We start from the raw sequence: 24,810 nt of genomic DNA on the forward strand, positions 1-24,810 counted from the left end.
CGAAGAAGTTAATTGACGAGGTCACTGACCGTCACATCACTGCGCATGTGTGCGCGGATCAGCTGACACGCGTTGCAATGATCGCGCGGTGACGTCCCTCGATGCGCGTGGCAATGACGACGCCGTCCTTATCGCCTGAGAGCTTGAGTGAACGCCTCAGAGTCGCAGGGTCAATGTCGGCGCCTCGCTTTTTGACTTCAATGCGTCCGATGCCAAGGCTTCGAAGAGCAGCGGAAATTGTTTTCGGTTTCAACGTGACGACATCTTCGACCTTGAACCAGCGGATGAATTCGCTCGGCGTTGCCTCAGTCGCACTCACATACGCGATCGACTCAGAGATCAGGTGTGCATCCAACTGGTCGGCGAGCGTTGAAATGAGCCCGGCTCGAATCACTGCATCGTCGGGTTCACCCAAGTAATCCGCCAGCTTTCCGACGGGGGTTGGGATAAGTGGAGCGTTTGCTGGGGCCTCGTGAATTGCGCGCAAGGTGAACGTCCGCGATCCCTTGATGACGCACGCAACCCGACCCGAGCCATCGTGGGCGAGCGGGCCAGTCCAAATTGCCGCCTCGACTATGGATCCATCGACGCTTGTCCACTGCACGCACGCGTCTTCAGGCAGAGCCGAATAGGTGATTCCGGGCGCGACTTTGATGCCAACGCGGGGAATTGCCTCGCGCCAGCCCAGTACCGTTGAAAGTGAGGGAGACCAGGATTCAGGATTCATGAGACGCCTGGATCCGCGTTTTGCTCCGGTGCGTCGTGCAGGATCAGCGAAGATAGCGTCGACGCCACGGTCGGCAAGCTCATGAATGTCAAGATCCAGGACATTCCCAAGCAACACGTCGCTGTCCGGAAAATCGCGCAGGTTGGTTGCTGCGCATGCGACGGCATCGGGATTCAGGTCGACGCTGAGCGTTTTTAATCCCAGGCCGGCAATCGCCAGCGAGTCACTACCAATCCCACATCCGAGGTCTGCGACGTAGGTTGCTCCGCTGTCCCGAAACCGCCCAGCGTGGTGTGCGGCGACATTAAGGCGCGTTGCCTGCTCCAGCCCGTCGCGCGTGAAAATCATAAGGTTGGCAAATTCGCCGAACTTCGTGTGAGCGTGAACGCGCAGATCCAATTGGGTGAGGAGCGCTGACACGAGCGCCGGCTCGATCCCTTCTTTCCGTAAGAGCGCGTTCAATTGTGCCTGGTCTGCTTCTGTTGTGTGCGGGAGGGCCTGCAGGTGGGTAAGCAGGTCCCACCCCTCGCGCGTCAGAACAGGGTCGAGGGAAGAATTCACCCTCCGATTCTGCCACGGACCGCGCTTGTTCGACGTTTACGCACATTGTTGGGCATTCGCTTTCCCCGATTTAGTGCGCTTGTTCAGCGTTAGTGCGTCTGGATTTCAGATGTTGGGGACGAGGCCGCGCACATGAACTGGTCACTTTTCTTGAACAAGCGCGGTGGTGGAGGTGGTGGTTTGGTGAACAAGCGCGGTGGGAAATCTGCTGAAAGTGAACTGTTTGGCACTCAGGTTGCTCGAGTGCCAGAGGCGGAATATGCTCATGCATGAAGCGGTGAAAACCGCGAAGCGATCCTGCCCCTGACCCCCGCGACGGCAGGGAAGGGATGACGGAAACTTTCAAGAAGAAAGGGAGCGACAGTGTCGATCTCCATCAAGCCCCTCGAAGACCGTATTGTTATCCAGCAGGTCGAGGCAGTTCAGACCACCGCCTCTGGCCTGGTTATCCCGGATACCGCCAAGGAAAAGCCACAGGAAGGCGAAGTTATCGCAGTCGGCCCTGGCCGCGTTGATGACAATGGAAACCGCGTTCCCGTCGACGTGAAGGTCGGCGACGTTGTGATTTATTCGCGCTACGGTGGTACCGAGGTCAAGTACGAAGGCAAGGAATACCAGATCCTCTCCGCACGCGACGTCCTCGCAATCGTTGAGCGCTGAACCTAGAGTTCACCACTGACAAACAGTGTGGGCCTGGCACCTCAGGTGCCAGGCCCACACTGTATCGAGAACAGCAAAGAACTACGCGGCGTTTGTTTCCGTCTCCTTTGTCCGACGAGGCCACGCGAACCACGCGGCGGCAATCACCAAGACAACAACTGTGATCATTGCCCACGTAGGAATCGTCGAACCGAACCGCATCAGAGACTGTTCCCACGAAGCCAAGGTCGTTGCTGAAATCAATCCCCCAAGTGGATTCGCGATGCCAGCGACCAGAAGCGCCGCGCCCAGCGCAACCAAAACGATGCCTGAGACAACGTTCGTCCACGTTGTATCGCGACCGAATAGTCGAAGGGGGCGGGGACGCAACCAGGTGCTTGAGGACAAATTCGTAGACTGCCACGCCAATGCGAGCACTGCCAGAGGAACAACCATGCCAGTGGCGTACAGAGCCATCAGAGCAGCGCCTGTTGCCGGCGAAGCTCCGATACCTGCGGCCACCAAAACGGCCCCTAGGATTGGCCCAGCGCAACCGATACCGGCAAAGCCATAGGTGAGCCCCAAAAGGTAGATCGACAGAGGATGAGTGCGATCACGTTCTTTGCGTACTCCCGCCGACGCCTTGCGATGGGGCGTGGGGATTTCAAGAGCGATAATCTCAACGATGCCAAGGATGATGATGATGAAGGCGCAGATGCGTGTGATCAGATCCAGGTGATCGCGCAGAGCTGATCCCGCCGCGCCGACAAGTACGCCCAAAGGCAGAAGAGAAGTCAGCAAACCCAGCCAGAAGATTCCGGTGCGCAGTAGCAGTGCAGAACGCGACTGGAATGCGTATGCGAAGAATGCTGGCAGGATCATCACCGAACAGGGGGCGAAGACCGTCAATACGCCACCGAGCAGGGCAGCCAATGGGGTCAAAGTCATGAACGGGCAGCCTCCGCCTGAAGTTCAATCGTTGTGCGCACATACTCGTAATCGCGGTAGCCCGAAATGTAGGTGTCCCCAATGAACATGAAAGGTGTGCCGGTGATGCCGATGGAGTAGGCTTCCTTCTTCGCGTCGGCGACAGCCTGAACGGTTTCGGCCGCATTCATCGTGGCGCGGAAGGTGTCGATGTCTGAAACGCCAGCTTGTTCAGCGAATGCGACGAGAGATTCCTCGGTGTATTCCGGGTGTTCGTGTTCGTTGGTTGCCTGATACAGCAGGTCGTGGAATTCCCAGAACTTGCCCTGATCGGCTGCCGCACGTCCCGCTTGAGCTGCTAAGGGGGACGTGGGGGTGATCTGTGCCAGGTCGCGCCATTCGATGCGAAGAGTTCCGTCTTCGATCAGATCGGCAAGTTGGGGTTCGATTTTTTTAGCAAACAGCGTGCAGTAGGGGCAGGAGAAGTCAGAGAAGAGTGTGAGGACAACCGGAGCGTCCAGAGCGCCTTTGGCCTGATTGTCGTTGGCGTCGCGCTTGGGTGCGGATCGAATGATTGCAAGGAGCTCTGCGTTCTTCTCACTGGGTGCTGCGACGTTCGGGTCAACGTCGGCGGCCGCCGCGGCAGCGGACGAGGCTCCTGGCGTCGCTGATGCAGATTGGGCAGATTGAGTGTGCGTCGAGTCTGACGATTGCGCTGATGCTGCCGAATCTGCTTGCTTGTTTCCACTAGTTGTCCAAATGCTGACGGCAAGGACGAATGCTGCAATGATGATGAGTGCGATCGAAATGATGAGCGATCGGGATTTACGGCGTGGCTGGGATGAAACAACTGGTGATGTCACGACTTCGCTTCCGATTGGTTGTTGGGGAATAGTGAAAACTATCGATGATTCTTTAGTGTGGCATGAGAAGTGAAGAGGCGTCGCGCTATGTGCGCAACGCCTCTGTAAGACTGGGGTAGATTACGACGCTCGACGCTGACGATGCGATGAACGTATTTCTTCGCGTCGTTCTTCTTCTGTCATTCCGCCCCAGATGCCGTAGGGCTCTTGTGATGCCAGCGCGTATTCGCGGCACTGGTCGATCACGGGGCATGTTGCGCAGATTGCCTTTGCGTTTGCTGCGCGACGGCGACGCGTTGAACCGCGTTCGCCTTCAGGGTGGAAGAAGAGCTCGGTGTCGAGGTCACGGCATGCGCCGTCGTACTGCCAATCCCAAGCGTCGATCATTGGGCCGGGGAGACGTGAAACGTCAGACATGTGTACCTCTCATTCGGTGACTGCCAGTCGAAGTACTTCTTCGCGAGCAGCCTCCATCAGTTTAGATATTGTTCGTAAGTTGTTCAAGACCCGTTCATACATTCTTAGTTATTTCTCAGAAAAGGCAATAAACCTGAGAAAAATCTGAATATATCGCTACAAAACATGCGGAATGCCATGAAGAAGATTTGTCTCACTTACTTGACACATCTTCTTCGCTCCGGTGGCGAAAGCTCGCTCTTCGGTGAACAATCGTTGTAGGGGTGAACAACGTTGAATAAAAACGTTGGTAGCTGGCGAGCGGAAAGGAAACGACATGCCTCGCGCACATCTTGCGTCTTCAGCTGATTCAGGCGTCGATGCTCCGCTGACAGTGACTGCTGTTTCCGTTCGTCTCGGAATCTCCCCCTCGACTCTTCGCACCTGGGAACGACGCTATGGTCTTGGCCCAGATGAACGCCAAGCAGGAACTCATCGTCGCTATCGTGCCAGCGATGTTGCGCGTTTGACCGCGATGGTTGACCTTGTGCATCAGGGGGTTTCTCCCGCAGATGCTGCCGCTACCGTGTTGGCGACGGCCCCTGCGCGTTCACGTCAAGAAGACCTGCCCGTTCCTCATACGGTTTCTGAACTACTGAATTGTGTATCGGCCTGCCACGGGCATCAGCTGAAGAATGTCCTTCGTTCCGCGGTGGGCGACGAGGGGCTTGTTCATACTTGGAGTCGCTTAGTCAGCCCAGCGCTCGACACCTTGCGTGCCTCTACATGCGGGCAGAAGCCTGGATGTGCGCCGTCTACGATTCTTCAAAACGCTTTCCTTGATGTGCTTGCTCAGTTTGCTAGCGAGTGCGTTTCTCCTCAGACAGCCCCGGGGGCTGTTGTTGTTCTTACGGACGTTGCCCACGAGCTGGGAGCGCACGTTCTTGGTGTTGCTCTTGGCTGGTACGGCATTGATGTGCGCGTCGTTTCGACTGCGACAGTTGATGATCAGGGAGCGTGTGCTCGCGTTGCGCTTCATACCGAAGAACGCCCGGTCGTGTTGGCTATTGTCATGGGTTCTGGAGCAACCTGCGAGAAATTTATTCATGGTCTTACTACTGATCTTGACCTTGATGTCATGCTGGTTGGCGCGGATGCTCCGAAGGTCGTTGATGAGCGCGTCCTGCGCGTGCGCACAATTGCTGCCGGCGTAGAAGAAACTCTTGCGGTACTTGCGCCCGGTGTTGATCTTTCCTCGGTTGTGTCTTAACAAGTCCCATAGAACCTCTCATCGAAACTTGAGGCAGTGATACCTTTATCGGTGTTACGCACATCTTTTGACCGGGAGTGACAATGAAGACCCCCTGGAATGATTCCGCTCTTATCGACGCTTTTGATGCTGATTTCTCTGCGCTTGTTGAGTTCGCCTCAGCTTCAGCGTGCCCTGCTGGCTTCGGTTATCTGGATGCTGATGGTGCTATTACAGAGTCCAAGGGCGTTGAGCTGTGGATTACGTGTCGAATGACGTACATGTTTGCACTTGCTGAGATGCGTGGTGTCCAGGGAGTGTCTGGTCTTGTCGAGCACGGGCTTGATGCGCTGTCCACCTCGTTGCATGACGATGAATACGGCGGGTGGTTCTCCGCTCTGGATGCGACGGGGGAGCAGGCTCGCCCGGTTGAACCGATCCGCAAGGAAGCCTATGCGCACGCGTTCGTGATTCTCGCGACTGCCGCGTCCTATTTGGCTGGGCATGAACGAGGCCGGGCGTTGCTTGATGAAGCGCTTGCCGATCAGGACGCGCACTGGTGGGAACCGTCGTATGGGCGCGTCGCGAACTCGTGGAACCGCGACTGGAGCGAGTGTGAAGAATATCGAGGTCTGAACGCGAATATGCACACGGTCGAGGCGTATCTTGCTGCCTTCGATGCGACGGGTGAACGACGTTGGTTGGATCGTGCGCGCGAAATGATGCGTTTTGTTGCCGATCTTGGTGCTCGCTTTGGTTGGCGCTTGCCTGAGCACTTCGATAAAAACTGGGTTGTTTGTCCCGAGATGTTCATTGAAAATCCCGCTGATCCTTTCCGTCCTTACGGTGCAACTCCGGGACACGGGTTTGAGTGGGCGCGTTTGATCCTGCATGGTCGAGCCTCGCTCATTGCGTGCGGGGATACTCCGGGTGAATGGATGTATGACGTTGCGCATTGCCTTGTTGATCGAGCGGATGAGGATGGTTGGGACAGTGAAAAGGGTGGGATCGTTTACACGACGGACTTTGATGGAAAGACTGTTGTGGATACTCGCATGCACTGGGTTGCTTGCGAAGCTGTGAATGCAACGCTCGCTCTGGGGAAAGTCAGTGAAGAACTAGGTAATGATGACGACGTCATGGTCCAGTCGGAGCGTTTCGCCCGCTATGTGGCGTGGGCGGATCAGGTCATTCATGCTGGCCCAGGACGCTGGATCCATGAAGTCGACGCAGATGGACACGAGAGTGAAAGTGTCTGGGCAGGCAAGGCTGATGCCTACCATGTCGGTCAGATGTTGCTGTTGCCTCGTATTGGCTTGTATCCCGGATTTGCGGCGGCATTAGCGCAGTTGAGGGCACACGACCACTCGGAATTGTGAGGTTCGTCCGAAGTTTTTATCCGGCTTGAGCCACAGCCTAGACTTGGCTCATGGGAGACTTTTTAGAGCATGATCCGTTCTCACTGACTGGCCTTACTTACGATGACGTTCTTCTGCTCCCAGAGCTGACTGACGTCGTTCCATCCACTGTTGACACTACGTCGCGGCTGACGAAGAAAATTACCCTGCGTGTTCCGTTGCTTTCTGCAGCAATGGATACTGTGACTGAAGCTCGTATGGCGATTGCCATGGCTCGTCAGGGTGGTATTGGCATCCTTCACCGCAATCTTTCGATTGAAGAACAAGCGCAGCATGTTCGTCAGGTGAAGCGCTCCGAATCTGGGATGGTTGAAGATCCAGTGACTGTTGGTCCCGATGCGACCATCGAACAGCTTGATGAGCTCTGCGGTCACTATCGTGTGTCTGGTCTTCCTGTTGTTGACGAAGAAAATGGTCTTGTTGGCATCATCACGAACCGTGATCTGCGTTTTGTCCCTGAATCCCAGTGGGCAACGCTGAAGGTTCGCGATTGCATGACCCCGCGCGAGGATCTTGTTGTGGGTCAGGTTGGTATTTCTCGTGAAGATGCGAAGGCTTTGCTGGCTGAGCATCGAGTGGAGAAGCTTCCGATTATTGACGAGAATAATAGGTTGACCGGCTTGATCACGGTCAAGGACTTCGTGAAGACCGAGCAGTACCCGAACGCGACGAAGGATGACCGTGGTCGTCTGGTTGTCGGCGCTGCTGTTGGTTATTGGGGTGATACGTGGGAACGTGCAACCGCGCTTGCTGAAGCAGGTGTTGACGTTCTTGTTGTTGATACGGCTAACGGTGGCGCCCAGCTTGCGCTGGATATGATTCGCCGTATTAAGGCGGATCCGTTGTTCGCTGGCATTCAGATCATCGGTGGCAATGTCGCAACCACTGAAGGTGCTCAAGCGCTGATTGATGCCGGTGTCGATGCGGTGAAGGTTGGTGTTGGCCCGGGCTCGATTTGCACCACCCGCGTGGTTGCTGGCGTCGGTGTCCCGCAGATTACTGCCATTTACTTGGCTGCCAAAGCGTGTAAGCCCGCCGGTGTTCCGCTGATCGCTGATGGTGGCTTGCAGTACTCGGGCGATATCGGTAAGGCTCTTGTGGCCGGTGCTGATACGGTCATGCTCGGCTCGCTTCTGGCCGGCTGTGAAGAGTCCCCGGGTGAGGTTGTCTTCACGAACGGTAAGCAGTACAAGCGTTACCGTGGTATGGGATCGCTGGGCGCAATGAGTTCGCGTGGTCGCAAGTCCTACTCGAAGGACCGCTACTTCCAGGCCGATGTCACCAGTGATGACAAGATCGTTCCAGAAGGTATTGAAGGGCAGGTTCCGTTCACTGGTTCACTTGCCTCGGTGATTTACCAGCTTGTTGGTGGCCTGCATCAGACGATGTTCTATCTGGGTGCTTCGTCGATCGAGGAGATCAAGAAGAATGGTCGCTTTGTTCGAATCACATCTGCAGGTCTGCGCGAATCTCATCCGCACGATGTGCAGATGACCAGCGAGGCTCCGAACTACCATTCGTCAGGGTCTTCTCGCTGATAAACGTTTGACAGGTATTGACCCTCGTCGCAGGCGGTTTCACGCATGCGACGGGGGTCCTATTTTTGTGCCAAATTGGGCATTAATCTGAACCTGTCGGAACATGTTTTCACACTGTTGAAAAGGGGATCGCGCACATGCTCATCCTGATCGATTATGCAAACGTCGAAGCAATTGAACAGACACTGTCCTACCTTCCGATTGACGGTGTTACGACTAACCCGACCATCTTGTACCGCGAGGGCAAAGAGCCTTTGGATGTTCTGCATAAGATCCAAGATTTGCTGCCCTATGGGTCGCAGTTGCATGTTCAGATCGTGTCGGAACGAGCCGACGATATGGTTGCCGAAGCGCGTGCTCTGCGTGAAGAAATTGGTGGCAACCTATTTGTGAAGCTTCCTGTCACTCGCGACGGCTTCGCGGCAATTCCTCGCATTGTCGCAGAGGGCATGCAGGTGACGGCAACAGGCATTCACTCTTCGATGCAGGGATTCATGGCAGCAAAGGCTGGTGCCCGCTATGTTGCTCCCTACGTGAACCGCATGGATAACTACGGCATTGATGGTGTTCGCGTTGCTAGCGAAATCCACCGCACGCTGAAGTCGTATGGGATGGAAGCTGATGTTTTAGCTGCGTCCTTCAAGAACTCTGAACAGGTTCTTGAACTGGTCCGCCAGGGCGTTGGTGCTATCACTGCTGCCCCCGAGGTTCTTGCGGCACTGATTAAGAATCCCGCAACCGATGCGGCGATCGCTGAACAGAACAAGCACTTCAGCCTTCTGGTCGGTGAGAAGCGCACATGGAAAGACCTGATCGATACCAAGTGACGTCACAGTGGTGGACAGCGCTTAGCGCTGACCACCACGCGTCCAATCAGTCCCACCTATGGGACGAAGTCGCGCCCGCACATGGAAGTGACAGCGCGCTGAAGACTGGTGACCCGATAGCAACAAGGGCGTTCTATTGGGTCATCGACCTCTTTCATTAACCGACCCGTTTAATGATGGGGATGCTAACCCCTTCAGCTATTGAGAGCCCTTTGTGGCCACTGGGAATCAATCTGCTGGGGTTTACCCTGACGTGCAAAGTAGGTTTCAAGCCCCTGAGCCCATTCTTTAAAAGCGCTGGCCTGCAATGCCATCAACGCATGAGCGCTGCTTAGCGTGAGCGGAGCGCCAAACGCCTGGACAATCTTCGCCAACACGTCTAATGTCATCGAAACGTCAACTTCTGCCGTGTGAGCATTCGGATCCGGATCCACACCGTAGTGCGGTGCCATGGTGGTCAGGGTTCGCTTTCCCTTCCGGTACTTATCGAAGTGACGATCAAGGACGATCGGATCAAGAATGAGTCCAACAGGGCCACCAAGGCGTTCTTCCAAAGTCTGCAGACCATGGCGAGTGAGCTCGGCATTCATCAACGTAATATCGAACGCCGCATTGAAGACAACAACAGGGAATCCGCGTTGCCAGTGCGCAACCAAAGAATCAGCAACCTCATTTAAAACCTCGGAAATATTCCGTCCCTGGGTTTGAGCTTTTTCGTTGGAAATCCCGTGAATAGCGCTGGCGCTTTCAGGGATCTCTACCCCGGGATTAGCTAGCCATGTGACAACTTCGTCAGGGCCAGACGGGTTGATACCCCCGCGTCGCAAAACAAGCGCAGCCGTGACAAGGCGATCCGAAAGAGGATTTGTGCCGGTTGTCTCTGTGTCGAAACCAAGCCAAGGCTGATCAATCCAAGAAGTGTTTTCATTCATGGAACTAGTGTCGCCTAAACCATGGAGAAACAAAATGGCAATCATCAGGTCGGCGAAGCCGGCCTCGTCGACTACCTCATCGCACCCACGCTGCAATCATCAACAAAAGCGCATGTCAGTGGCCCAAAGTGGTTAGTATCAAGTCGTGAGCAACGAAGTTGAAATTGGTCGTGGAAAGCGTGCGCGACGCGCTTACAGTCTGGACGATATTGCCTTGGTTCCCTCAAGGCGCACTCGTGATCCCGAAGATGTGAACGTCGGCTGGCAAATCGACGCCTACCACGTCGATATTCCGATCATGGCTGCCCCCATGGACTCGGTCATGAGCCCCGAAACAGCAATCGCATTCGGAAAACTCGGCGGGTTGGGTGTTCTAGATCTGGACGGTCTATGGACGCGCTACGAAGATCCGGAGCCGCTTCTCGAAGAAATCTCCCATCTTGGAGAAGACGAGTCTATTGCGCGACTCCAACAGATCTATTCGGAACCAATTAAGCCGTCGCTTATCACTGCTCGCCTCGCTCAACTTCGGCAAGCCGGCGTAGTTGTTGCAGGTAAGTTGTCGCCTCAGCGTACCCAAAAGTACTGGCGAGCAGTCGTCGATGCGGGCGTGGACCTTTTCGTCATCCGAGGCTCAACAGTCTCTGCAGAACATGTTTCCAGCCGATCTGAGCCCCTCAACCTCAAGCGGTTCATCTATGAACTCGACGTCCCCGTCATTGTTGGTGGAGTCTGCACGAATACGGCAGCGTTGCATCTGATGCGCACGGGTGCCGCCGGTGTTCTTGTCGGATTTGGCGGGGGAGCGGCACACTCGACCCGTCAATCGCTCGGCGTGCACGCCCCGATGGCAACAGCAATCGCCGATGTGGCCGCTGCGCGTCGCGATTACATGGATGAATCCGGAGGACGCTACGTTCACGTCATTGCTGACGGTGGCATCGGGCGTTCTGGTGATTTATCGCGCGCCATCGCCTGTGGTGCGGATGCGGTCATGCTGGGTGCCGCTCTGGCTCGCGCGGAAGAAGCGCCCGGGCGCGGTTGGCATTGGGGTTCCGAGGCCACGCACCCAGACATGCCTCGCGGTCAGCGTGTTCACGTAGGCACATCCGGAAGCCTGCAGCAGATTCTCTACGGTCCTTCGACGCGTGCAGACGGTTCCCTGAACTTTGTTGGTGCCCTGAAGAGAACCATGGCATCGACCGGCTATTCGGAAGTCAAAGACTTGCAGAAGGTGGATGTGGTGGTCTCGCCCTATCAGCCAAGCTGACTTCTTCAACCTCCATTGTGGGATCGCCTAGGTGCGTACGGTCGCGGTTCTTTGCCGTGCTTGGGCGCTTCTCGTCTCCGTTTAGCCGTTGTAGGGCGAGTGTGTGGTGGGGGCTTCGGCATGTTTGATGGAGCAAGGTGGCCCTTACTAGGGTGAGGGCCCCGTGGTAACCATGTGTGCTTCGATCCCGACTGGGATGTTCTGTATTCGCATACTCGGGCGGACAATAAGGGTCTTTGAGAAGTAAATAAATGATTTTCGTTCACGAGTAGGGTGTCTATTTGTTAATCTTGGGATTTGCGGGATGTCAAAGTTGATGCCCGTTTCGATTCCGATCCCCTGGCAAGGATGCCCGTGGTTGCGTGCATCGGGGCGCGGATCACGATTCGGAAGGAGGAGGAGTGGATAAGAGAGACGAACAGGCGATCGACGCCGTCCGGCTCTATTTTGAGCGTGGCCTGAGCCAGGCCGAAGTTGCGGCTAAGATGGGCATTTCGCGTCCGACCGTCGCCAAGCTCCTGCTACGCGGGAAAAAGGCCGGGTTCGTCACCGTGGAGATCCACGATCCACGAGAGACTTCGTCTGTGCTGGGCGAGCAGCTCGCTCAGCGATTCGGCTTGGTTGAAGCGCGGGTCGTCCATGGTTTCGGTGCATCCGAGCGCGAGAACCTTGACGATCTCGGGCGCGTCGGCGCCGGCCTCGTCGAGTCCCTCGTCAAGGACGGCATGAGCGTCGGCGTCTCTTGGGGGCGGACGATGAACGCAATCGCGTCGCGTCTGGGTCGCACGCTGAGGCGCGATATCGAGATCGTGCAGCTCAAGGGCGGGATCTCGCATTCCTCGGAGGTGGCCAATGATTTCGAGGTCATGAGGGCTTTCTGCGAGGCCTTCAATGCGATTCCGCGCTACTTGCCCCTGCCGGTGATCTTCGAGGATGTCCGCACCTTGGAGATCGTGTGCTCGGACCCGTATATCGCGGCGATCCTCGAGGCTGGCAGGCAGACGGATCTCGTGGTCTTCACGGTCGGGGACGTCGCCGCCGAGAGCCTGGCGATTAGCCATTCCCGCCTCAAGGGATCCGAGGTGACTGAGTTGCTCGCTAAGGCGGTGGGGGATGCGTGTTCGCGCTTCTTCACCGCCGAGGGCGAGATCGCGGTGCCGGGAATCGATGAGAGGACCGTGGGCATTTCCTTGAAGGATCTTGCCTCGCGTCCAATCCGCGTGCTCGTCGCGGGCGGTCCGAAGAAGGCTGTGGCTTTTGCGGCAGCTCTGCGGATGGGCTTGGCGACGCATGTCGTGGTCGATCAGGATCTCGCGAGGATGCTTCTCGCCGAATCCTCTCCCGCCTGAGCCCCGCCCTCGTCGCAAACAAATGTAAAAGTAAAGCTTGACACTTTGGAATACCTCTGATTAGTCTAATCGGACCCCGGCGCAAGGACGCCCGGCGAATGGTTTCGCCGTCCCGGGCGAAGCCACAACCGCAAAGGAACGCGAGACAGCGTTCACCCAGATGATGGAACTCGCGCCACCCCTGGCGCAGATCTGAGGAAGGCACCACCATGAAGAAGACTGAAGTCGCCCAGATGATCGACCACACCCTCCTCAAGCCCGAGGCGACCGCCGCCGATGTCGCGGCCCTCGTCGCCCAGGGCGCCGAACTCGGCACCTACTCGGTGTGCGTCTCGCCCTCCATGCTGCCCCTCGAGACCCCCGAGGGCCTCATGGTCGCCTGCGTCGCGGGCTTCCCCTCGGGCGCTGTCAAGCCTGAGATCAAGGCCGCCGAGGCCACGCGCGCCGTTGAGGACGGCGCCGACGAAGTCGACATGGTCATCAACATCGCCCTCGTGAAAGAAGGCCGTGAGGCTGAGCTCGAAGCTGAGATCCGCGCCGTGCGCGACGCCGTCCCCGCTCCACGCGTCCTCAAGGTCATCATTGAGTCCGCTGCCCTGACCGATGAGGAGATCGTCATGGCCTGCCGCGCCTCCGAGAACGCGGGGGCCGACTTCGTGAAGACCTCCACCGGCTTCCACCCCGCCGGTGGCGCCTCGGTGCACGCCGTTAAGCTCATGCGCGAAACGGTCGGCGACCGCCTTGGCGTCAAGGCTTCGGGCGGGATCCGCGATGCCACGACCGCGCTCGCCATGATTGAGGCCGGAGCCTCGCGTCTCGGCGTATCTGCGACGGTCGCGATCCTCGAGGGGATCGAAGAGTGAGACGATGAACGATCAGCTTCTCGCGACGGCCCGCGAATGGGCCACCCATGATCCGGACGGCCAGACCTCCTCAGCGCTCCGTGCTTCCGTCGAGGCCGCTTCGGCGGGTGACGAGGGCGCCCTGGCCGAACTGCGGGCCGCGATGAACGGGCCCCTTGAGTTCGGCACCGCGGGTCTGCGCGGCGAGATTGGCCCGGGTGAATCTCGGATGAACCTCGCCGTCGTCATCCGTGCGACCGCGGGCCTCGCCGCCTACCTCAAGACGCAAACCGAGCGCGAACCTCGCGTCGTCATCGGTTGCGACGCCCGGCACGGCTCCGTCGATTTCGCCCGTGTGGCCGCGCGCGTTGTGTCGGCGGCGGGCTGCCGGGCTCTGGCCCTCCCCGTCTCGCACCCCACCCCGCTCACCTCCTTCGCGGTGCGCGCCCTCGACGCCGACGCGGGCATCATGATCACCGCTTCGCACAACCCCGCCAAGGACAATGGCTACAAGGTCTACCTCGGCGGAAGCATCGTCACCGACGCCGGTCAGGGCGCCCTGATCGTGCCTCCGCACGACGCGGGCATCGCCACCGCCATCGCGGCAGCCGCCCCGGCCGACGAGGTCCCCCAGGACGAGGAGCGCATTGAGCAGGTCGATCCGCGCGACGACTACGTTGCAGTCGCCGCGGCCTTGGCCGCCGGCGACCACCGGGGAGACCTCAAGATCACCCTGACCGCGATGCACGGCGTCGGCGGAGCGCTCACCGAGCGCGTCCTCAAGGAGGCGGGTTTTACCCGGGTGTCGCTCGTCGCCGAGCAGGCGGCGCCCGACCCCGATTTCCCGACCGTCTCCTTCCCGAACCCGGAGGAGCCCGGCGCCCTCGATCTGGCGATGGCGCATGCGCGCGAGCACGGCTCGGACCTCATTATCGCAGTCGACCCCGACGCCGATCGTTGCGCCCTCGCCATTCCGGACGAGGCCTCGGCGAGCGGATGGCGTCAGCTCACCGGCGACGAGACCGGTTCGATCCTCGGCGAGTTCCTGGCCGGGCGGGCCCCGAAGGGCGGGGTCTTCGCCAACTCGATCGTGTCGAGCCGCCAGCTCGAGCGGATCGCCCTGGCGCACGGCCTCGACTACCGCCACACCCTCACTGGATTCAAGTGGATCGCCCGCACCCCGGGCATCGTCTTCGGCTACGAGGAGGCCATCGGCTTCTGCCCCGATCCCGAGCACGTGCGCGACAAGGACGGCATCTCGACCTCGGTCGTCGCCGCCTCCCTGTTCGCTGAGCTTAAGGCGCAGGGCCGCACCGGCCAGGACGAGCTCGAGCGCATGGCTCGCGCCTACGGCTGCTACGTGACGATGCCGCTCACCTTCCGCGTCGAGAATCTCGGTCTCATCGCCGAGGGCATGGATCGTCTGCGCGGGAACCCGCCGGCGCAGCTCGCGGGCTCGTCGGTCGTCTCCGTCGTCGACATGTCTCAGGGGTGGGACGGCCTGCCGGGTACGAACGCGATCATGGTCACCACTGAGGCGAACGACCGCGTCATCGCTCGGCCGTCCGGCACCGAGCCGAAGCTCAAGTGCTACCTTGAGGTCATTCTCGATGCTCCAGGTGGCGGAGAAGTGCCGTGGGACGAGGCTCGGGCGAGACTCGAAACCATCAAGGCCGAGTTCGCGCTCGCGATCGGAATTTAGGTCCGACCGCGCTTGTTCACCGACTTACTTGCTGAGGACTTCGCTTGTTCACCGCCGACGGTGATGTCATTCCCCTCTGAGGTTGATTGAGTGGTCAACAAGCGCGCACTTGAACCGGAAGGAACGTGAACAAGCGCGGGGTAGGGCGTGGCGGCAGCCTCGTTCATCTCAATCACGAAGCCGACACGCAGCTGCCGGCGGACACCACGCAACCGCGATGCCCGCCGGCAGAAACACAATCAGCACATGCCGGGGCGCTTGCCGATTGTCAGTGTGACCTCCTGCGTGCCAGCGAAGAAATCATTGCCTTTGTCGTCGACGACGATGAAGGCTGGGAAGTCTTCGATTTCGATCTTCCACACGGCTTCCATGCCGAGCTCCGGGTATTCAAGAAGTTCGACCTTCTTGATGCAGTTTGCGGCCAGTTCAGCAGCCGGACCACCGATTGAGCCGAGGTAGAAACCGCCGTGCTTGTGGCAGGCGTCGGTGACCTGCTTGGAGCGGTTGCCCTTCGCGACCATGATCATGGATCCGCCGAGCGCCTGGAACTGATCCACGTAGGAGTCCATGCGGCCCGCGGTCGTCGGGCCGAAGGAGCCGGACGGCATACCTTCCGGAGTCTTCGCTGGGCCCGCGTAGTAGACGGGGTGCTTGAGCATGTATTCCGGCATCGGCTCGCCGTTTTCGATGCGCTCGCGGATCTTCGCGTGGGCGATATCGCGGGCAACGATCATCGTGCCGTTCAAGGACAGGCGCGTCTTCACCGGGTACTTCGACAGTTCGGCAAGGATTTCGCTCATCGGGCGGTCGAGGTCGATCGACACGGCGCCGGTGTCTTCGCCCAGCTCAGACGGGTCGGTTGCCGGCAGGAAACGGCCGGGGTTGAAGTCGAGCTGCTCCAAGAAGACACCCTCGGGCGTGATCTTTGCCTTTGCCTGGCGGTCAGCTGAGCAGGATACCGCGATGGCGACCGGTAGGGATGCGCCGTGGCGAGGGAGGCGAATGACGCGGACGTCGTGGCAGAAGTACTTGCCGCCGAACTGGGCGCCGATGCCCATCTGCTGGGTCAGCTTGAAGACCTCGTCTTCCATCTCGACATCGCGGAAGCCGTGCGCCAGTTCCGAACCGGTGGTCGGTAGCGTATCGAGGTAGTGGGCGGACGCGTACTTCGCGGTCTTGAGCGCGTATTCAGCGGAGGTGCCACCGATGACGATTGCCAAGTGGTACGGCGGGCATGCTGCGGTGCCGAGGGAACGAATCTTTTCTTCCAGGAACTGCATCATGTGTTCCGGATCAAGGATTGCCTTCGTCATCTGGTACAGGTACGACTTGTTCGCGCTACCGCCACCCTTAGCCATGAACAGGAAGTGGTAGTCGAGCTCGTGACCGACCTGCGTGTCCGCGTAGAGTTCGATCTGCGCCGGCAGGTTGCAGCCCGTGTTCTTCTCTTCGTACATGGTGATCGGAGCGTTCTGCGAGTAACGCAGGTTGAGCTCGGTGTAGGCGTCGTAGACACCGTGCGCCAGGGGCTTGCCGTCCACACCTTCGGTGATGACGCGCTGGCCACGTTCGCCCTTGATGATGGCCGTGCCCGTGTCCTGACACATCGGCAGAACGCCTGCGGAGGCAACGTTTGCGTTCTTCAGTAGGTCGAGTGCGACGAAGCGGTCGTTTGCGGATGCTTCCGGGTCTTCGAGGATCTTCGCCAGCTGTTCGAGGTGCGCGGTGCGCAGGTAGTACGAGATGTCGTGGTACGCGGTTTTCGCCAGTAGTTCGAGTGCGCTGGGGGCAACCTTGAGGAACTGTGTTCCGTCAGGGCCTTCAACGGTTTCGACGCCTTCGGTGGTGAGCAGACGGTACTCGGTTGTGTCTTCACCCAGCGGCAGCATGTCTTCGTAGAAGAACTCGGTCATTAGGACTCCTTGGAAGGGAATGTGTCAGTAGATCTGGCAGTTTCCGTGCGCTGGATTGCGCCCAGAAAACGCCATGTTCGTCCCCACGCTATTGCGCGCTTGTTCACCAATTCGGGACCGTTGTCCCGTTTGAAAGCGTCAGATCTTTTGGTGTTTTTCTCGCCTTTTGTTTTTCGCAAGCTGGTGCGAATAATTCGGTGACGTGCACTGATGAATTCACGAGGCCACGCCCACATTCCTAGTGTCTTTCCTTGTCTGTGGCGCGGATTTGCGACGCTTAACGGGCTACGTATTTTGCGGATATCTCTACGGTTTGCCTAACCTTTCCTGCTCGAATAGAGGGGTGAAGCGGTGAACAAGCGCGGTAAAAGAGCAGGTGGACAAGCTGGGTCGCCTCGAAGCCAGCCTGTTCTTCATCGTTTTCGTCCGTGATCCTTCGACGAACTTCATTCCGATCCTGTCGAATATGGTGAACGACCAGATGACGGAGTACCTCCAGCACATCGCGACCGGCATGTACTTGATGTTGCCGGGCGTGAAGGATTCCGACACCTACGTGGGTGAGAAGCTGTTCGCCTGAGCGAAAAGTTTCAATGTGGCGTGGTCGTGTTGTCTTCGACGAGGCCGCGCCTCCTTTATTTTCGCTACCTTGCTCAGCCGCGCTTGTTCACCGTTTGCCTAGCTTGCGGTCGCGCTTGTTCAGCGAGCGCCTACAAGCAAATCAGGGAGACACCTGATTGAAGCGAGCCCGAATCCTTGGATAGTGTTCGAGTATGTCTAGCTCGGCCTCGTTTACCCCGAAGAACTCTGTCCGCTATCCCGCGCCGGATCTTGCGCGCGGCTTCATGCTGATTCTGATCGCGGTCGCAAACGTGCCGTTTTGGCTTTCTTTCTTCCCCGACAATCCCGAATACTCACTGAGCGATCAGTGGTGGGTGTTCATTCGCGGAATGTTCATCGACCACCGCTCGTATCCGCTCTTTTCGATGCTTTTCGGTTTCGGTCTGATGACGATGGTGTTGCGACGCCAGCGTGCATACGTGGAACGTCGAATCGACGAACTTGATGAGAACCTGCCCGGAATGCCTGAGCAGGTGCGCGCAACGTGGATCGCAGGATTCGAAAACGAGAGTATTGATGACTCTCGCCGTCTGATCCGTAGGCGCGGCTGGTGGATGCTCCTCTTCGGCTTTGTCCACGCACTCTTCTTCTCCGGCGACATTATCGGCGCGTATGCGCTGGTTGCGATTGTTTTCGCAGGACTCATTGCGCGGCGACGCTTCACGATCTTGACCGTGATTGCTCTCATCGTCCTTGTCATCATGATGCTCAGCCAGTTTGGAGCCGAATCGTTCGTGAACTGGGGCGAGAGCCTGAAGGGGTTTGGTGGCGCAACCAATACGCAGATGACGAACGCTCCCGCCGACCTGATGCTCGGCTGGTACTACCCGCTGATCAGCGTCTTTGGCTGGGTATTCTCGTCGCTCCTTGGGCTGATCATGACGACCATCCTTCCTGCGACCGTCTTCGGTGCTTGGCTGGCCACCACGGACTATATTTCGCGCCCGGACGTTCACAAGGGGCGCCTGATGCTGGTGGCGTTCCTGGGTCTTGCTCTGGGTGCCCTTGGTGGCCTGTCCTATTCCTTGAAGGATTCGGGCCTGATGGATTCCTACTTCTTCGGTCAGGACGCTCTTCACGAGATTACTGGTTTGCTTGGAGCTGCAGGTTGGCTGGCCCTGCTCGGGTTGCTTGCCGGTCCTGCACGCGAAAATCTCGGGGGAGTGCGCCACTTCTTTATCGCGGTTGGTAAGCGTTCAATGACCGCATATGTTGGCCAGACCGTTCTTTTCCTTGCCACGTTCATTGCTCTCGGCTTGGCGGGTATTCGAGGAGTTTCCCAGACCCTCGGGCTTGCTATTGCGCTCGCGGTCTGGACCTTGATGGCGCTGTTCTGCTGGGTGCTCGAATCGAAGGGATATCAACGAGGTCCCCTGGAGGTTCTTCTCCGTCGAGCAGTGGCACGAAGCGCTGGCACTCATCCGGTGCCTCGGATTCCTCATATGATTCAGCCGGCAGGTATAAACGCAGAAGTGAACACCCCGCAATCGGCGCTCACCCCGATGTCAGCGTATGCGCCACCGGCTGACACTGAGCGTTAAACACTGACTGTGAAATAGCGTGCGCCCCCCGGGTAGAAACCCGGGGGGCGCGCCGTATCAAGGATAAAGATCAGCTCTCGGCTTGATCAGACTCCGCCTGGCGCTTTGCCGCGTTAATCGCGGCCGCGCGCGCCAACGCCCCAAGAGCGAGGGACACAATAATCCCGGAGATCAACAGAACGTGAAGGAAGGCTTCGCCGTCATTGCCCATGAGTGAAGCAAGACCGCAGCCAACCGCGTGAAACACCGCCACAACGCAGGCCATGGCCATGATCGGCCAGGCGGCCTCGTGACCCGTATTCCATGCGTCGTCGGAGGACTCCAACACTGCCGAATGAAGACCCAAGCCTGAGCCTCGTGCCAGAGTGCCGGCCCTGCCTTTCAGGGCAACCAAGCCGAAAACACACGCGATCACGGCAAAACCGATCACGCCGGTCAACGTCAGCGTCGTCATCAGTTCTCCTTCGTCTGAGTAGCCGGAACACCACTGTGAGGAACGCCCGCGACGGCCTCTTCCAACTCTGCGATCCACCGTGCACCAGTCACGTCGGACGGCATTCGCCAGTCACCACGAGGCGATAGGGCGCCACCAGCCACAACCTTCGGGCCATTTGGCAGAGCAGAACGCTTGAACTGCTGCGTGAAGTAGCGGCGCAGGAACAGGGTCTCCCACTTGACAATCTCTTCGAGTGAATAGGCGACGCGGTCGCCTTCGGGGAACCCGGCCGGCCACTCGCCAGCATTCACATCAGCCCACGCCTTCTCAGCAAGGAAGGCGATCTTCGACGGACGAGCCCCTCGACGCAACACGTAGTACAGGTTGAAATCCTGCAGGTTGTACGGGCCGATCTTGTCCTGCGTGGACTGCATCTTCTCACCGGGTTTAGCGGGAACCAATTCGGGAGAAATCTCCGTGCCGAGGATCGAGGTTAGAACCTCGCCCGCACGATCGGAGAACTGGCCGGAAGCTGCAACCCAGCGGATCAGATGCTGGATCAGAGTCTTCGGAACACCCGTATTGACGGCGTAGTGGCTCATCTGGTCGCCCACGCCGTACGTGCACCAACCGAGCGCCAGCTCGGACAGGTCACCCGTGCCCAGAACAATTCCTCCGTTGTGGTTGGCAATGCGGAACAGGTAGTCGGTGCGCAGACCCGCCTGAACATTCTCGAAGGTGACGTCATACGTGTCGTTGCCGTCGGCGTAGGGATGCCCCATGTCGGCCAACAGCTGGCGAGCCGCCGGGCGAATATCGATCGTCTGGCAGGGAATATCGAGGCTTTCGCACAGCGCAATCGCGTTCGACTTCGTGTGATCGGACGTTGCGAAACCGGGCATCGTGTAGGCCAAGATGTCCGTTCGCGCCCGACCCAGCATATCCATTGCGCGCGCCGCGACGATCAGAGCATGCGTGGAATCGAGGCCACCGGAAACACCAATAACGATCTTCGGATTACCGATCGCCTTGAGGCGCTGAACCAGACCATGAACCTGAATATTGTAGGCCTCGTAGCAGTCCTGAGCCAGGCGCTCCGGATCGTCGGGAACGAAAGGGAAACGATCAACGGCGCGTTCCAAACCAAGATCCGTGCGGGGTGGGTTCAGCTGGGTGTAGACGTCCATAGGAGCGGTTGCCTTCAGCCCCTGATCCTCGCCCAGGTAGCGATCCGCGTTGTCTTTAAACGAATTCTGGCGCGTACGTTCAGTGACAAGACGATCAATGTCCACGTCAGCGATCGTGATCTGACGACCGCCGGCTTTGAAACGCTCACCCTCTGCCAGCAGGTCGCCGGCCTCGTACACCATCGTCTGGCCGTCCCATGACAGGTCGGTTGACGATTCGCCCGCACTCGACGCGCAGTACACGTAGGCGGAGTTGAGGCGCGCTGACAAACTGCGAACCAACAGTCGGCGGTCTTCCGCACGACCAACGGTGATCGGCGAAGCGGAAAGATTCATCAGAACCGTTGCGCCATTCAGAGCAGCAAGAGTCGACGGGGTGAGCGGAACCCACATGTCCTCGCACACTTCGGGGGCAATGACGAGGCCAGGAACATCCTCAACATCGATTGTGATCGGAGAGAAAGGAACGGATGCCGAAGCACAGTCATCGTCGACAAAACCCCACGCGGTTGTGTCAATGAAGGAAGGAGTTGTCGGGCCGGGAGTCGCGAAATGGCGCTTCTCGTAGAACTCGCGATAGTTCGGCAGGTGCAACTTCGGGGTGACACCCAGGATCTTGCCTCGGTGGATCGTTACCGCACAGTTGTAGAGGGAACCATCGTTGCGAATCGGGGCACCAACAATGAGGATCGGCAACAGATCCTTCGTCTGAACAGCAATGCGATGCAGAGCCTCAGTCACTTCATCCAGCACGACATCCTGAAGCAACAGATCATCAATGGCGTAGCCGGAAATGCCCAGCTCGGGAAAGACGGCCGCGGCAACACCCTTGGCATCAAGCTCGCGAGCAACGTCAATGACCTCGTTAGCGTTAGCAAGTGGCTGAGCGGGATGAACAGGAACCGTCACCGCAGCAACGCGCGCGAAGCCCTGATCGTAAAGCGAATGGAAGTTCAACTTTCCTCCTAGTGTTGCCTCTATTGTCTCCCATGACCCATCCGTTTGCCCACGCGCTTACGCTCAAAGCTGATGGCAGGAAAAACAATGGTGGGCTGGCTCTTTCGAGCCAGCCCACCACAGCTCATCACGTGCGAGGCGCGAGCAGAACTCAGATCACCTCACGTGCGAGGCGCGCGATCGCGAACTCTTCGTTCGTTGGGTACACCAGCAGGGTGACCTTCGAATCGGGGGTGGAGATCACGCGAGGCTCGCCGATACGACCGTCGTTTGCTGCCAGGTCGATCTTCACGCCGAAGGGCTCTAATGCTTGGGCGAGTTCCTTACGAACATCCCAGTCGTTCTCGCCGATGCCAGCGGTGAAGGTGATGACATCCAGGCCACCGAGTTCAGCGGTGTAGGAGCCAACGTACTTGAGCAGGCGGTTGATGTAGACGTCCATGGCAACGCGAGCCTTGTGCTGCGCTTCCTTGTCGTCATCGTTGAAAATCATTTCCCACACGCTACGCATGTCGGATTCGCCGGTCAGGCCCTTCATGCCGGACTGCTTGTTGAACAGCGTGTCGATCTCGTCAATCGTCATGCCACCCTGGCGAGCCAGGTGGAAGACAACGGCCGGATCGATGTCGCCGGTGCGGGTGCCCATCATGAGGCCTTCCAACGGGGTCAAGCCCATGGAGGTATCGATCGGCTTACCGTTGAGGACTGCGGACACGGAAGCGCCATTTCCGAGGTGCATGACGATCTGCTTGAGATCATCGCGACCCAGGTACTTTGCGACCTCGCGGGAAACAAATTGGTGCGAGGTGCCGTGTGCGCCGTAGCGGCGAACAGCGTACTTCTCAGCGACTTCGGCGTTGAGTGCGTAGGTGTAGGCCTTTTCGGGAAGAGCCTGGAAGAACGCGGTGTCGAAGACTGCAACGTGAGGGATTTCCGGCATGAGCTCGCGAGCCACGTCGATGCCCTTGAGGTGTGCGGGGTTGTGCAGGGGAGCCATCGGGCAGAGCTCTTCGATGAGGTTACGGACCTCGTCGTTGATGACGGCCGGGCCATCGAAGTACTTGCCACCCTGAACGATACGGTGGCCGACGGCAACGATGCCAGCTTCTGCAAGCTTCGGGCCCTTGTTGTCGAAGAGGCGAAGAACCTCACGCATACCAACTTCGTGGTCTGCGATCGGAATTTCTTCGATGGTGACGTCGTCACCGTGGGTGTGCTTGATCTTGCCGACCGGGTCGCCGATACGTTCGACAAGGCCTTTGGCGATTGCTTCACCGGTTTCGGGATCGACCAGCTGGTACTTGATCGATGAAGAGCCGGAGTTAATGACGAGAACGGTCTGGGACACGAGTTCGCCTTTCCTGTGAGTAATCGGTAAAAACTTGGAAGCTTCAGCCCTGTGCCTGAACGGCGGTCAGAGCAACGGTGTTGACGATGTCCTCGACCAGTGCGCCACGCGACAGATCGTTGACCGGCTTGTTCAGACCCTGCAGAACCGGGCCGACAGCAACGGCACCGGAGGAACGCTGAACGGCCTTGTAGCCAATGTTGCCTGCGGATAGTGACGGGAAGATGAAGACGTTTGCCTTGCCGGCAACGGGGGAACCGGGGAGCTTCTTCGAAGCAACGGCCACGTCAACGGCTGCGTCGAACTGGATCGGGCCTTCCAGAGCGAGCTCTGGAGCCTTTGCCTGAGCAATGCGGGTTGCTTCCACAACGGCGTCGACGTCCGGGCCGGAGCCGGAAGTGCCGGTGGAGTAGGAGAGCATTGCAACGCGAGGCTCGACACCGAACTGAGCGGCGGTGCGTGCCGAGGAGATGGCGATGTCGGCAAGCTGTTCTGGAGTCGGGTTTGGGTTCACGGCGCAGTCGCCGAATGCCCACACCTGATCCTTCATCAGCATGAGGAAGATAGAAGAAACAATCGAGACACCGGGAGCGGTCTTGATGATCTGGAAGGAGGGAACGATCGTGTGCGCGGTCGTGTGGGCTGCGCCGGAAACCATACCATCTGCGTCGCCCATGTGGACCATCATCGTGCCGAAGTAGGACACGTCTTTGATCTTTTCGCGAGCCTGCTCGACGGTGACGCCCTTCTTTTCACGCAGGCGTGCGAATTCAACGGCGTATTTTTCGGACAGTTCTGGGTCGTCTACGGAGACGACGGATGCTGCGGTGAGGTCAATACCAAGTTCACCTGCGCGGGTTGCAACGGCAGCTGCGTCACCAACGAGGATGACATCTGCGATACCGCGAGCGAGGACCTCAGCAGCTGCTAGGAGGACGCGATCGTCTTCCGGTTCGGGCATGACGATGCGTTTGCGGTCTGCGCGTGCGCGGTCAATCAGATCTGCCTGGAAAGCGAGGGGAGTGACTGCGGTCGGGGCGGGGGCCTCAACCAGGGTTTTGATTGCCTCGTCGGAAAGGGGAAGGGAGAAGACGGGGACGTCGACGCCGAGAGCAGTGGGGGTGCCGGGCAGAATCACTGCCACGAGCTGCGCCTGGTGCGACTTGCAGCGGGCAGCGAAAACGTTGATTTCTTCGGTGAGCAGTTCGGCTGGAACACCTTCGGGGTCGAGGACCAAGATGACGTTTGCGCGAGCCGATGCTGCCAGGTTCACGTTCCAACGGATGGCATCGAACGTGCGAGCTTCTCCGGCGACAACTCCGTCGATGAGGACGAAGTCTGCGTCAGCTGCGCGAACAGCTTCGACAGCTGCCGGCAAAGCCGAGGTGCCGGAGGTCGCTGCTGCGGATGGGGTCGTGCCAGCGAGCGCGTTCATGCGCGCAAGCGTTCCACGCGCTGAAAGCGCGGTGGCAAGTTCGTGAGCTGCGTCTGTTGCAGCATTTGCGGAATCGGGCCCGACAACGATGTAACGGGAAGTCACTGATGCTCCTTCAACACGTGAAAATGT

General features: G+C 58.6%; 22 protein-coding genes. 11 read left to right on the forward strand and 11 right to left on the reverse strand.

Annotated features, from left to right (window positions below):
• Positions 1 to 58 precede the first annotated feature (58 nt).
• Positions 59 to 1,288: a class I SAM-dependent methyltransferase gene (locus QP442_RS03645; RefSeq protein ID WP_285069633.1), complete on the reverse strand. Its 1,230-nt coding sequence runs from the start codon at positions 1,286 to 1,288 to the stop codon at positions 59 to 61.
• A gap of 363 nt (positions 1,289 to 1,651) precedes the next feature.
• On the opposite strand from QP442_RS03645, the gene groES reads away from it, so the two are divergent.
• On the forward strand, positions 1,652 to 1,948 hold the full coding sequence (groES, locus tag QP442_RS03650; protein WP_006681451.1) for a co-chaperone GroES: 297 nt from the start codon (positions 1,652 to 1,654) through the stop codon (positions 1,946 to 1,948).
• 81 nt (positions 1,949 to 2,029) lie between these two features.
• On the opposite strand, the gene QP442_RS03655 is transcribed toward groES, so the two are convergent.
• From QP442_RS03655 to QP442_RS03665, 3 genes are all read right to left on the reverse strand, one after another.
• The gene (locus QP442_RS03655; RefSeq protein WP_006681450.1) at positions 2,030 to 2,875 is read right to left on the reverse strand and encodes a cytochrome c biogenesis CcdA family protein; all 846 of its coding nucleotides are present in this window, start codon (positions 2,873 to 2,875) and stop codon (positions 2,030 to 2,032) included.
• Positions 2,872 to 3,717 carry a DsbA family protein gene (locus QP442_RS03660; RefSeq protein WP_101627611.1) on the reverse strand — a complete coding sequence of 282 codons (846 nt, stop codon included), beginning with the start codon at positions 3,715 to 3,717 and terminating at the stop codon, positions 2,872 to 2,874. The genes QP442_RS03655 and QP442_RS03660 overlap by 4 nt, the downstream gene beginning before the upstream one ends.
• Positions 3,718 to 3,837: 120 nt before the next feature.
• Positions 3,838 to 4,134 (reverse strand): WhiB family transcriptional regulator, encoded by a 297-nt coding sequence (locus QP442_RS03665; protein WP_006681448.1) that lies wholly within the window; start codon positions 4,132 to 4,134, stop codon positions 3,838 to 3,840.
• A gap of 316 nt (positions 4,135 to 4,450) precedes the next feature.
• Between QP442_RS03665 and QP442_RS03670 the strand changes: the two genes are divergently transcribed.
• The 4 genes from QP442_RS03670 to QP442_RS03685 all read left to right on the forward strand — a co-directional run bounded on the left by QP442_RS03670 (position 4,451) and on the right by QP442_RS03685 (position 9,145).
• The gene (locus QP442_RS03670) at positions 4,451 to 5,383 is read left to right on the forward strand and encodes a MerR family transcriptional regulator (RefSeq protein WP_285069634.1); all 933 of its coding nucleotides are present in this window, start codon (positions 4,451 to 4,453) and stop codon (positions 5,381 to 5,383) included.
• Positions 5,384 to 5,466: 83 nt separating this feature from the next.
• On the forward strand, positions 5,467 to 6,741 hold the full coding sequence (locus tag QP442_RS03675; protein ID WP_285069635.1) for an AGE family epimerase/isomerase: 1,275 nt from the start codon (positions 5,467 to 5,469) through the stop codon (positions 6,739 to 6,741).
• 50 nt (positions 6,742 to 6,791) lie between these two features.
• On the forward strand, positions 6,792 to 8,318 hold the full coding sequence (gene guaB / locus QP442_RS03680; RefSeq protein WP_285069636.1) for an IMP dehydrogenase: 1,527 nt from the start codon (positions 6,792 to 6,794) through the stop codon (positions 8,316 to 8,318).
• Between the two features lie 137 nt (positions 8,319 to 8,455).
• Entirely contained in the window at positions 8,456 to 9,145 is a 690-nt protein-coding gene (locus QP442_RS03685) for a transaldolase family protein (RefSeq protein ID WP_040318656.1), read from the forward strand.
• A 194-nt stretch (positions 9,146 to 9,339) separates the two neighbouring features.
• On the opposite strand, the gene QP442_RS03690 is transcribed toward QP442_RS03685, so the two are convergent.
• The gene (locus QP442_RS03690; protein WP_285069637.1) at positions 9,340 to 10,077 is read right to left on the reverse strand and encodes an exonuclease domain-containing protein; all 738 of its coding nucleotides are present in this window, start codon (positions 10,075 to 10,077) and stop codon (positions 9,340 to 9,342) included.
• Positions 10,078 to 10,222: 145 nt separating this feature from the next.
• Here QP442_RS03690 and QP442_RS03695 point away from each other — a divergent pair, with 145 nt between their 5' ends.
• From QP442_RS03695 to QP442_RS03710, 4 genes are all read left to right on the forward strand, one after another.
• Complete coding sequence (locus QP442_RS03695) at positions 10,223 to 11,347, forward strand: GuaB3 family IMP dehydrogenase-related protein (RefSeq protein WP_270772143.1); 1,125 nt, start codon at positions 10,223 to 10,225, stop codon at positions 11,345 to 11,347.
• 401 nt (positions 11,348 to 11,748) lie between these two features.
• Complete coding sequence (locus QP442_RS03700) at positions 11,749 to 12,696, forward strand: sugar-binding transcriptional regulator (protein ID WP_285069638.1); 948 nt, start codon at positions 11,749 to 11,751, stop codon at positions 12,694 to 12,696.
• A 209-nt stretch (positions 12,697 to 12,905) separates the two neighbouring features.
• A complete protein-coding gene (gene deoC, locus QP442_RS03705) occupies positions 12,906 to 13,559 on the forward strand; it encodes a deoxyribose-phosphate aldolase (RefSeq protein ID WP_006681440.1) in 654 nt (217 codons plus the stop codon).
• 4 nt (positions 13,560 to 13,563) lie between these two features.
• Positions 13,564 to 15,240, forward strand: a complete 1,677-nt coding sequence (locus QP442_RS03710; protein WP_285069639.1) for a phospho-sugar mutase — start codon at positions 13,564 to 13,566, stop codon at positions 15,238 to 15,240.
• On the opposite strand, the gene QP442_RS03715 is transcribed toward QP442_RS03710, so the two are convergent.
• A complete protein-coding gene (locus QP442_RS03715; RefSeq protein WP_285069640.1) occupies positions 15,237 to 15,416 on the reverse strand; it encodes a hypothetical protein in 180 nt (59 codons plus the stop codon). The two genes, QP442_RS03710 and QP442_RS03715, sit on opposite strands and share 4 nt — an antisense overlap.
• A gap of 63 nt (positions 15,417 to 15,479) precedes the next feature.
• Positions 15,480 to 17,153 carry a fumarate hydratase gene (locus tag QP442_RS03720; protein WP_006681437.1) on the reverse strand — a complete coding sequence of 558 codons (1,674 nt, stop codon included), beginning with the start codon at positions 17,151 to 17,153 and terminating at the stop codon, positions 15,480 to 15,482.
• A 376-nt stretch (positions 17,154 to 17,529) separates the two neighbouring features.
• Between QP442_RS03720 and QP442_RS03725 the strand changes: the two genes are divergently transcribed.
• Both QP442_RS03725 and QP442_RS03730 read left to right on the forward strand, forming a co-directional pair.
• On the forward strand, positions 17,530 to 17,733 hold the full coding sequence (locus tag QP442_RS03725; protein WP_285068095.1) for a Dyp-type peroxidase domain-containing protein: 204 nt from the start codon (positions 17,530 to 17,532) through the stop codon (positions 17,731 to 17,733).
• A 193-nt stretch (positions 17,734 to 17,926) separates the two neighbouring features.
• Positions 17,927 to 19,315, forward strand: a complete 1,389-nt coding sequence (locus QP442_RS03730; protein ID WP_285068094.1) for a DUF418 domain-containing protein — start codon at positions 17,927 to 17,929, stop codon at positions 19,313 to 19,315.
• 70 nt (positions 19,316 to 19,385) lie between these two features.
• Here QP442_RS03730 and QP442_RS03735 read toward each other — a convergent pair whose 3' ends face one another.
• The 4 genes from QP442_RS03735 to pta all read right to left on the reverse strand — a co-directional run bounded on the left by QP442_RS03735 (position 19,386) and on the right by pta (position 24,783).
• Entirely contained in the window at positions 19,386 to 19,769 is a 384-nt protein-coding gene (locus QP442_RS03735) for a hypothetical protein (protein ID WP_285068093.1), read from the reverse strand.
• The gene (locus tag QP442_RS03740) at positions 19,769 to 21,895 is read right to left on the reverse strand and encodes an NAD(+) synthase (protein ID WP_103631732.1); all 2,127 of its coding nucleotides are present in this window, start codon (positions 21,893 to 21,895) and stop codon (positions 19,769 to 19,771) included. The genes QP442_RS03735 and QP442_RS03740 overlap by 1 nt, the downstream gene beginning before the upstream one ends.
• 151 nt (positions 21,896 to 22,046) lie before the next feature.
• Positions 22,047 to 23,243 (reverse strand): acetate/propionate family kinase, encoded by a 1,197-nt coding sequence (locus QP442_RS03745; RefSeq protein WP_006681432.1) that lies wholly within the window; start codon positions 23,241 to 23,243, stop codon positions 22,047 to 22,049.
• A gap of 43 nt (positions 23,244 to 23,286) precedes the next feature.
• On the reverse strand, positions 23,287 to 24,783 hold the full coding sequence (pta, locus tag QP442_RS03750) for a phosphate acetyltransferase (RefSeq protein WP_103631730.1): 1,497 nt from the start codon (positions 24,781 to 24,783) through the stop codon (positions 23,287 to 23,289).
• Between the last annotated feature and the right edge of the window lie 27 nt (positions 24,784 to 24,810).

Source organism: Pauljensenia sp. UMB1177 (genome assembly GCF_030217965.1).
Taxonomy (GTDB): domain Bacteria; phylum Actinomycetota; class Actinomycetes; order Actinomycetales; family Actinomycetaceae; genus Pauljensenia; species Pauljensenia turicensis_A.

Coding starts and splice junctions, on each gene's coding strand:
- QP442_RS03720 (WP_006681437.1), bottom strand. CDS start 17,153: ATGACCGAGTTCTTCTACGAAGACATGCTGCCGCTGGGTGAAGACACA.
- QP442_RS03710 (WP_285069639.1), top strand. CDS start 13,564: ATGAACGATCAGCTTCTCGCGACGGCCCGCGAATGGGCCACCCATGAT.
- QP442_RS03730 (WP_285068094.1), top strand. CDS start 17,927: ATGTCTAGCTCGGCCTCGTTTACCCCGAAGAACTCTGTCCGCTATCCC.
- QP442_RS03665 (WP_006681448.1), bottom strand. CDS start 4,134: ATGTCTGACGTTTCACGTCTCCCCGGCCCAATGATCGACGCTTGGGAT.
- QP442_RS03670 (WP_285069634.1), top strand. CDS start 4,451: ATGCCTCGCGCACATCTTGCGTCTTCAGCTGATTCAGGCGTCGATGCT.
- QP442_RS03690 (WP_285069637.1), bottom strand. CDS start 10,077: ATGAATGAAAACACTTCTTGGATTGATCAGCCTTGGCTTGGTTTCGAC.
- QP442_RS03735 (WP_285068093.1), bottom strand. CDS start 19,769: ATGACGACGCTGACGTTGACCGGCGTGATCGGTTTTGCCGTGATCGCG.
- QP442_RS03655 (WP_006681450.1), bottom strand. CDS start 2,875: ATGACTTTGACCCCATTGGCTGCCCTGCTCGGTGGCGTATTGACGGTC.
- QP442_RS03675 (WP_285069635.1), top strand. CDS start 5,467: ATGAAGACCCCCTGGAATGATTCCGCTCTTATCGACGCTTTTGATGCT.
- QP442_RS03685 (WP_040318656.1), top strand. CDS start 8,456: ATGCTCATCCTGATCGATTATGCAAACGTCGAAGCAATTGAACAGACA.
- deoC (WP_006681440.1), top strand. CDS start 12,906: ATGAAGAAGACTGAAGTCGCCCAGATGATCGACCACACCCTCCTCAAG.
- guaB (WP_285069636.1), top strand. CDS start 6,792: ATGGGAGACTTTTTAGAGCATGATCCGTTCTCACTGACTGGCCTTACT.